Below are 8,515 nucleotides of genomic sequence, written 5' to 3' on the forward strand. Positions count from 1 at the left end.
GGTACGCGCGTACCGCCGCCGCACCGGGCGGGGTCAGTCCTCGACCGGCAGCCCCTCGGCCCGCCAGGCCTGGAAGCCGCCGATCATGTCGGTGGCGCGCACGAGGCCGAGGTCGAGCAGCGACGCGGCGGCAAGGCTGGACGCGTACCCCTCGTCGCACAGCACGATCACCCGGGCGTCGTAGCCGGTCGCCTGCGGCAGGCGCGCGTCGCCCTCGGGGTCGAAGCGCCATTCGAGGTGGTTGCGTTCGACGACGAGCGCGCCCGGGATGACGCCGTCGGCGGCGCGCTGCCCGGCGTTGCGCGTGTCGACCAGTACCGCGCCGCGCGCGGCCTCCTCGAAGGCCTCGCGTGCCGTGACCCGGGTGAGTCGCGAACGGGCCGAGGCGAGCAGGGAGTCCACGCGTGTCGGCCGAACGGGTGGTGTGCCGGGGTGTATCGGAGAGGGCGCGGCGTCCCCGACAGGCACACCCGCGGAACCGGCCGACCCCGCCGACCCGGCCGACCCCGCCGACCCCGCGGAACGCGAAGCGCCCGGGGGACCCGCGGAATCCGCCGACCCCGCTGTAGCCCGGAACCCCGAAGCCCCGCCTCCCGGCCCCGTGGAAGCAGACGTCACCAGTGCTCTCCCGAACGCTCGACGCGCAACCGCGGCAGCGGCTCGCCGCCCGGCCGCGAGAGGACCTCGTGGTCCGCCTCGAACATCGTCATGGCGGTCAGCCGCGGCGCGTACACGTGCACGCTCACCGCCGGCTCGGTGCCGACGTTGGTGACCTCGTGGACGTACGACGGCCCGAACACCCGGGTGGCGCCCGCGCCCAGCACCCGTTCGCGGGCCCCGGCGCGCCGCAGCGGGGTGACGACCAGCGAGCGTTCGTGCAGTTCGCCCGCGACGACGGTGAACACGCCGGACGAGCCGCCGTGGTCGTGCAGCCCGGTGCCCTGGCCGGGCAGCCAGCTCAGCAGCCAGACTTCGTGGTCGTCGGCGGAGTGCAGCAGGCGGTACCAGCGCGAGACCGGCTCGTACTCCACGGTGTGGAGCGTTGCCGCGACCTCGGCGGCGTGGCGGGTCGCGAGGCCGGAGAGCCGGGCGACGGTCGGACGGGTGACGGGCGCCGGCGGAACGGCGAGGTGTGCGGGGGCGGCGAGCGGGTCGCCGGCGACCGTGATGTCACTGGACATGCGCGGGAAGTCCTCGGGAGCGCTGGCGCGGCGGGGGAGGCCGCCGCGCGGTTCGGAGTGGATCCGTGGGCGCAGGCGGCCGAGGCGCCGGCGGGAGCCCGGCGGCCGGACGCGGATGGCGTCGCGGGCCGCGGGAGTTCACCGCGGGTTCGAACCGGTGGGATGTCCCGGACGTACCTGGTCCTGGGCACCGCCTGCGCGGCGAGGGCGTACGGGAAGGTCGCCCTCAGCTCGTACAGAGGGTGCGACAACACAGCGCAGCGGCGATCCGACGGACGTCGGCGGGGCGACTCCGGAGCGGCATGCGGTGTGCGGACATGACGAAAAGGACACCCGCAACCTGGGGGGTCTGTCAACTCGGGGTGCGCCGGGCGGGTGAGGACAACCGGTCGTCTTCGCCGATTCGGGTGACGTTGGGAAGGCGGCAGTATTGCGAGGGTTGAAAAAGAGGGCGGTGGGGGAGTGATTTCCTGACATGTCGCCTGGCTGGTCTGCCGGCGCGGTTGTCCGCTGTGACGTCGGTCATTCCGGTGAGATTTTCCTGCGAAGCGGGGAACCCTGACGAGCGCGCGACGCGTAGGTCCATTACGAGTCGGCATCGGAGGGCTGGGTCCGGAGGGTGCAGGCGTGACCGGAGCAATGCACGGGGTAGCGCGCGAGGAGCCCCGGCAGCGAACTTGGGTTGATTGATATGTCCGTGTTTGGTGGAATACGTCCAACCCGTGGGGTGGTGTGGTCCCCGGGGGTGAATCCGGGCTCCAATAGCAGAGCTCGGCTTGACGGGACAGTAACGACGCGCTTGTAATTTCACACATGCTGTGACCATTGCCAGTCACGGATAAATAACGGGGACGTAAAAAGGGTCGAGGAGGCACGCGATGGGCGAGCTCTTGCAGATGCTGGTCGAGGACGGCGTCTTGGAAGGGGAGGAGGAACTCACCTGGCAGGAGCGGGCGCTGTGCGCCCAGACGGACCCGGAGTCCTTCTTTCCGGAAAAGGGCGGTTCGACCCGCGAGGCCAAGAAGGTCTGTTTTTCCTGCGAGGTCCGCGACGAATGCCTTGAGTACGCCCTGGCCAACGACGAGCGGTTCGGCATCTGGGGCGGCCTGTCGGAGCGCGAGCGCCGCCGCCTGAAGAAGCGCGCGGTCTGACACGCCGTCAGGCGTACGGCCGGACGCCCGCGCGGCGGACCGCCGTACCGCGGACGGCCCGCGGGACCGCGTGCGGCCCGCTCCGAGGACCGCCCGAAGTACCGTGTGGCAAACCGCTCGACGGACCGTGCGACAGACCGCGCATACCGCGGCACAACACACCGCACCACCCCGCCCGGGAACCTGCCGATCCCGGGCCGGCATCACGGACCGCCCCGGCGCCGTGGCCGCGGTCGCGTAGTGTGGGGCCGTCCAGCCGGGTGCTGGATGATCTCCGCCGTCGCTCCCGAGCCTCCCGGGGTCCTCAACCCTGATGCCACTTTTCACGCAACAGTCGGCCTATGCGCACGCGCCGGCGTACCCGAGACATGTCGTCACCGCGGTCCTCGTCGCCCACGACGGCGCCCGCTGGCTGCCCGGCACCCTGACCGGACTCCTCGGCCAGGAACGCCCCGTGCAGCGCGTCGTCGCCGTCGACACCGGCAGCACCGACGCCACGCCGCGGCTCCTCGAAGACGCCCTCGGGCCGACCTCGGTGATCCGCGCCGACCGCACCGCGACCTTCGGCGCCGCGGTCGCCGACGCCGTCCGCACGGTCCCGGTCGCCGACGCCGCCTCGCTCCCCTACTCGACGGTCCACTCCACCGACGGCTACGCCGCCGCCAACGACCCCTACGGACCCGACTCGTTCGGGCGTCCGGACGAGTCCTACCCCGGCGGCCGGTCCGACGAACTCGTCGAGTGGCTGTGGCTCCTGCACGATGACAGCGAGCCCGCGCCGGACGCCCTCCACCTGCTGCTCCGCGCCGCCGACGAACTGCCCTCCGCGGGCGTCCTCGGCCCCAAGGTGCGCAGTTGGTACGACCGGCGCCGGCTCCTGGAGGTCGGCACCACCGTCGCCCGCAGCGGCCGCCGCTGGACCGGGCTGGAGCGCCGCGAGCAGGACCAGGGCCAGCACGACGCGGTCCGCGGCGTGCTCGCGGTCGGCAGCGCGGGCCTCCTCGTCCGACGCGATGTATGGGAGCAATTGGGCGGATTCGACCCCCAGTTGCCCTTCAGTCGCGACGACACCGACTTCTGCTGGCGCGCCAACGCCGCCGGACACCGCGTCGTGGTCGTGCCCGACGCCGTCGTCCTGCACGCCGAGGCCGCCACCCGCGAGCGGCGGCCCATCGACTGCGCGACCGACCACCCGCACCGGGTGGACCGGGCCGGCGCCGTCTACATGCTGCTGGCCAACTGTCCCGGCAAGACGTTCCCGCTGACCTGGCTCCGGCTGTTCTTCGGCACCATCGTCCGGGTCTTCGGGTACCTCGTCGGCAAGCTGCCGCGCATGGCGCTCGACGAGTTCATCGGCGTCTACTCCGTCCTCCTGCGGCCCTTCCGCGTCGTCTCCGGACGCCGCGCCCGGGCCCGCACCCGGGTCGCCGAGGACGCCGACTTCCGCGACCTCTTCCCGCCGCGCGGCGCCAGCGTCCGGCAGGCGTTCGACTCGCTGATCGGCAGCATCAGCCGCCGCGTCGAACCGGAGGGCGCCCGGGCCCGCAACAGCGTCCTGGAGAGCGGCCCCACCTCGGAGGACGCCGAGGACCTGGAGGTCGAGAACTTCGCCCGGCTGCGCGCCGTCGTGCAGCGGCCCGGGGTCGCACTCACCGTGCTGCTCCTGCTCGTCACCCTCGCGGCCGCGCGCGACGTCCTCACCGGCGGCCGACTGCTCGGCGGCGCGCTGCTCCCCGTCCCGGACAGCGCGGGCGACCTCATCTCGCGGTTCACCGAGAGCTGGCACGGCGTGGGCCTCGGCAGCGACGCCGCGGCACCGCCGTACCTCGCGATCGTCGGCGCACTCGGCGTCGTGATGTTCGGCAGCGTCGGCACGGCCGTCAGTGTGCTGCTGATCGGCAGCATCCCGCTGGCCGGCATCACCGCCTACCTCAGCGCCCGCAAGCTCGTGGCCGGCAGCCTCGTGCGCGCCTGGGGCGCCGCGGTGTACGCGCTGCTCCCGGTCGCCACCGGCGCCGTCGCCCAGGGCCGCATCGGCACCGCCGTCGTCCTGGTCGTCGCGCCGATCGTGGCGCGCGGAGCGGTGCAGGTCGTCGGGCTCGGCGGGCTCCCCGCGTCCTGGCGCGCAGCCTGGGGCACCGGCCTCGCGCTCTCCTTCGCCGTCGCGTTCGTCCCGCTCACCTGGGTCATCGCCGCGGTGCTCGCCCTCGCCGCGCTGCCCGCCGCGCACTTCGCCGGGACCCTCGGCAAGGGCCTGGTCGCCCGCGTGCTGATCATGCTCGCGGTGCCGATCGGCCTGCTCGTCCCGTGGTCCCTCGAACTGCTGAGCCGCGACCGGCTCCTGCTCGAACCGGGCCTCGCCCCGGAGGGCCTGTCCGAGCACGGCGCCGACCCGCTCGGGCTCATGATGCTCGACCCGGGCGGCCCTGGAACCATCCCCTGGGTCGTGTGCGCCGGGCTGCTGCTCGCGGCCCTCGCCGCACTGCTGCGCGACTCGCGCCGCCGCGCGGTGCTGACCGGCTGGGCCGTCGCCGCGGTCGGCCTGCTCGTCGCGATCGCGGTCAGCCGCATGGAGGTCACCGCCCCCGCGGACGGCACCGCCGTCCCCGCCTGGCCCGGTGTCGCCACGATCGTCATCGGACTCGGGTACGTCTCCGCCGCCATGGTCGGCGCCGAGGACGCCCGCGCCCGCGTCACCGCGATCAGCTTCGGCTGGCGCCAGCCGGCCGCCGTGGCCGTCGCGGTCATCGCCGCCGTCACCCCGGTCGCCGCCGCCGGCGCGTGGCTGTGGCAGGGCGCGTCCGGTCCGCTGGACCGGCAGAGCGGCCCGTACGTCCCGGCCTTCATCGCCTCCGACAACTCCAACTCCGACCGGGCCCGCACGCTGGTCCTGCGCACCGACCCGTCGGGCGCGGTCAGCGCCACGCTCGTGCGCGGCAGCGGCGTCTACCTCGGCGACGCCGACGTGGCCCCCGAGCCGGGGGACCACAAGGCGCTCGACGAGTACGTCGCGGCCTTCCTGTCCGGGACCGGCAGCGCCGACGCCCACGGGCTGTCCGCCTTCGCGATCCGCTACATCCTCGTGCAGCCGTCCTCCGACCCCGCGGTCATCACCCGCCTCGACGGCACGCCCGGCCTGCTGCGCAAGTCCGCCGAGAACGGCACCACGCTGTGGCGGGTCGAGGGCACCACCGCGCGGGTCACCATCACGCAGCCGGACGGCACGTCCGTCCCGGTCGCCTCCGGCCCCGACGACGTCGCGACCCGGATCGACCCCGGTCCCGAGGGCCGCATCCTCAACCTGGCCGAACGCCCCGACGCCGGCTGGCGCGCGACCCTCGACGGCCGCCCGCTCAAGCCCGCCCCCGCGGCCGCCCGCGGCGACGGCGCATGGGGCCAGGCCTTCCAACTCCCGCCCTCCGGCGGCCGACTGGCCGTCACGTACGAGGGCGGCAGCCGCAACGTCTGGCTCATCGCCCAGGGCGCCCTGCTCCTGGTCGTGGTGATCCTGGCGATGCCCGCCCGGCGCCGCGGCACCGACGACGACCTGCCGGACTCCGGCGGCGCGGGCGGCCGCCGGGCCGCGGGCATCCCCGCCCAGGGCACTGGCGAGGCCGGCGTCTCCGAGGTGTCCGCGACGCTGCCCGGTGGCGGACGCCGGGCCCGCCGGGCCCGAGCCGCCGCCGAGGCCGAGGGCACGGCGGCGCCCGACCCGACGCCGACCGGCACCGACACCGGCTCGCTCTTCCTGCCGTCGACACCGGGCGCGGCGACGGCCACCGAGCCCGAGGCGGCTCCGGACGACGACTGGGACCTCGGCCGCTACGCCCGCGGCTTCCAGCCCCGCGAGGGCCTGCCCGGCGAAGGGGGCTACGCCGACGGCGTGCCCGCGCAGGGCGGACACCCCGGCGCCGAGCACGACACGGGCACGTACGGCTACGAGCAGCCCGCGTACGCCCCCGGCTACGAGCAGTCCGGCTACCCGCAGGGCTACCAGGACGGCGGGTACGACCCGTCCGGCTACGGCCAGGGCGGCTACCCGCAGCAGGGCTACGACCCGTCGGGTGCGCCGCAGGGCGGCTACGAGGGCTACGGCGACGACCCCGGACAGCCCGGGTACGCCCCGTACGACCCGAACACGCCGCCCCCGTACCCGCCGCAGCCCCCCGGCCAGGCCGGTGACGACGACCCGTGGCCGCCGCAGCAGCCGCCCCGACCCGGAGGCCCCCGGTGAAGCGCACGACCATGTCCCTGGCCGCCGCGGTCGCCGTGCTCGCGGTGATCGTCGGGCTCGCGACGCTCACGCGCCCGTCGACCAGCCGGGCCGCCGACGCGGCGCCGCCGAAGCAGGTCCCCGTCGAGCGCGCCGAGGCGACCTGCCCGCAGGTGCGCACCCTGGACGGCGCCTCGACGCTGTACACCGCCTTCAGCCCCGGCAACGGCTCCGCGACCGGCGGCGAGGCCGAACTCGCCAACGTCGGCGACAAGGCCGAGCGCGGCAAGCTCGACGCCCCCGGCCGCCCGGGCGCGGTCACCATCGACGGCAAGGACGTGCCCGCGGTCGGCTGGACCGCCGACGGCGCCTTCGCCCCCGGCTTCTCGGCGCAGGCGACCACGCGCCTCGGCAACGGCGCGGGCCGCGGCCTGGCCGGCGTGCAGTGCCAGGCCCCGGGCACCGACCAGTGGTTCGTCGGCACGTCGACCGCCGACACGCGCGACGCGTACCTCTACCTCACCAACAGCACCAACGTCGCCGCCCAGGTCGACGTCGAGCTGTACGGGCCGGACGGGCCGATCGCCGCCGAGGGCGTGCGCGGCCTGACGTTCCCGCCGGGCGAGTCGCAGAACATCGCGCTCAAGCCGCTCGCGCCGAACGTGCCGGTGGTCGCCGTGCACGTGCTGACCCGCTCCGGCCGCATCGCCGCCGCGGTACGCGACCAGCAGGGCGTGAGCGGCAACGACTGGCTCCCGCAGGCCGCGGGCAGCGGTCGTTCGTTCGTGGTGCCCGGCCTGCCCCAGGACGCGACCAACGTGCGCCTGGTGCTGTTCGGCGCGAGCGACACCGACACCGACGTGAACATCGAAATCGTCGGCAAGGCCAGCACCTTCAAGCCCGCCGGATTCGAGAGCGCGCTGGTCAAGCGAGGCAAGGTGACCGAGGTCGACCTCGGCGAGATCACCAAGGGCGAGGCATCGGCGCTGCGGCTGACGGCGGCACGCGCCGACGTGCTGGTGGGCGTCCGCGTGACCCGCGGCACCGGCGACGCGGCCGACGTGGCCTACCTGGCCGCGACCCCCGAACTGACCGGCCGCGCCGTGCTGCCCGACAACCGCGCGGGCGGAACGCTGAGCAGCGTGGTGTTCCTGACGGCGCCTCAGGGGGCCGCGAAGGTCAAGCTGACCTCGACCGCGGGTGCCGAGCCGGCCACCGCCGAGGTCGACATCCCGGCCGGCACGACGGTCGGCGTCCCGGCGCCGGTGCCCGGGGGGGCCGCGCAGTTCGCGCTGACCGTCGAACCGGTCGCCGGGACCGGGCCGGTGCACGCCGCCCGCATGGTGGCCGAACAGATGGACAAGGTCCCGATGTTCACGGTCCAGGGCGCGACGTCCGCGCGCGACACGGTCGCCCTGCCGACGGTGTCCGGCGACATGTCGATCATGGTTCCGGAGGAGAGCCCGGAGCCCCCGAAGAAGAAGTAGGCCGCGGACCCCCGCCGGGCGCCCTCGGGATCCGGTGGGGCCGCGTGCGGCCGAGGGGACCGCGCAGACCCGGGGCGTACGCCCGTCAGTCGTCCGGGTCGACCGTGTCCGGGTCCAGCCCCAGCAGGTCGGCGACCTGCTCCACGAGGATGTCGTGCACCAGCATCTCCAGCTCGCTGCGACTCTCCGCGCGCAGTTCGAGCGGACGCCGGTACAGGATGATCATCGCGGTCTCGTCGGCCGTCGCGGGCACCATGCGCCCCAGCGCCACCGGCTCGTCCGCCAGCAGCTCGGTCTCCGCCTCGGGGACGTCCAGCACCGCGAAGCGCACCCGCTCCAGCTCCGGCCAGCGCTTGGTCAGCCGCTCCACCGAATCGGACGCCAGGTCGTCGAACTTCTCCGCGCGCGTCAGCGCGATCGGCACCGGCCGCGGCGCCAACGGGCCGCGCATCCCCCGGCCGTGCCGGTCGCGGCGGCGCCGCC

6 protein-coding genes are annotated in these 8,515 nt (G+C 74.7%); 3 read left to right on the forward strand and 3 right to left on the reverse strand.

From position 1 onward, the window contains the following. Positions 1–33: 33 nt before the first annotated feature. Positions 34–402: a rhodanese-like domain-containing protein gene (locus ACRX5S_RS35245; RefSeq protein ID WP_436777292.1), complete on the reverse strand. Its 369-nt coding sequence runs from the start codon at positions 400–402 to the stop codon at positions 34–36. A gap of 212 nt (positions 403–614) precedes the next feature. Further along, entirely contained in the window at positions 615–1,181 is a 567-nt protein-coding gene (locus ACRX5S_RS35250) for a cysteine dioxygenase (protein WP_436777293.1), read from the reverse strand. 896 nt (positions 1,182–2,077) lie between these two features. Here ACRX5S_RS35250 and ACRX5S_RS35255 point away from each other — a divergent pair. The 3 genes from ACRX5S_RS35255 (at position 2,078) to ACRX5S_RS35265 (ending at position 8,032) form a co-directional block, all read left to right on the forward strand. After that, positions 2,078–2,332 carry a WhiB family transcriptional regulator gene (locus tag ACRX5S_RS35255; RefSeq protein WP_436777316.1) on the forward strand — a complete coding sequence of 85 codons (255 nt, stop codon included), beginning with the start codon at positions 2,078–2,080 and terminating at the stop codon, positions 2,330–2,332. Positions 2,333–2,645: 313 nt separating this feature from the next. Then, complete coding sequence (locus ACRX5S_RS35260) at positions 2,646–6,566, forward strand: glycosyltransferase (protein ID WP_436777294.1); 3,921 nt, start codon at positions 2,646–2,648, stop codon at positions 6,564–6,566. Continuing rightward, on the forward strand, positions 6,563–8,032 hold the full coding sequence (locus tag ACRX5S_RS35265) for a DUF5719 family protein (protein WP_436777295.1): 1,470 nt from the start codon (positions 6,563–6,565) through the stop codon (positions 8,030–8,032). The genes ACRX5S_RS35260 and ACRX5S_RS35265 overlap by 4 nt, the downstream gene beginning before the upstream one ends. Positions 8,033–8,117: 85 nt before the next feature. Here ACRX5S_RS35265 and ACRX5S_RS35270 read toward each other — a convergent pair. Then, a partial coding sequence (locus ACRX5S_RS35270; RefSeq protein WP_436777296.1) for a metallopeptidase family protein occupies positions 8,118–8,515 on the reverse strand: 398 nt, incomplete at its 5' end.

Source organism: Yinghuangia sp. YIM S09857, assembly GCF_051388915.1.
GTDB lineage: Bacteria > Actinomycetota > Actinomycetes > Streptomycetales > Streptomycetaceae > Yinghuangia.

What these genes read in the sequence shown, in the direction of transcription:
- ACRX5S_RS35255 (WP_436777316.1), top strand. Translation starts at nt 2,078, where the DNA reads ATGCTGGTCGAGGACGGCGTCTTGGAAGGGGAGGAGGAACTCACCTGG.
- ACRX5S_RS35250 (WP_436777293.1), bottom strand. Translation starts at nt 1,181, where the DNA reads ATGTCCAGTGACATCACGGTCGCCGGCGACCCGCTCGCCGCCCCCGCA.
- ACRX5S_RS35260 (WP_436777294.1), top strand. Translation starts at nt 2,646, where the DNA reads ATGCCACTTTTCACGCAACAGTCGGCCTATGCGCACGCGCCGGCGTAC.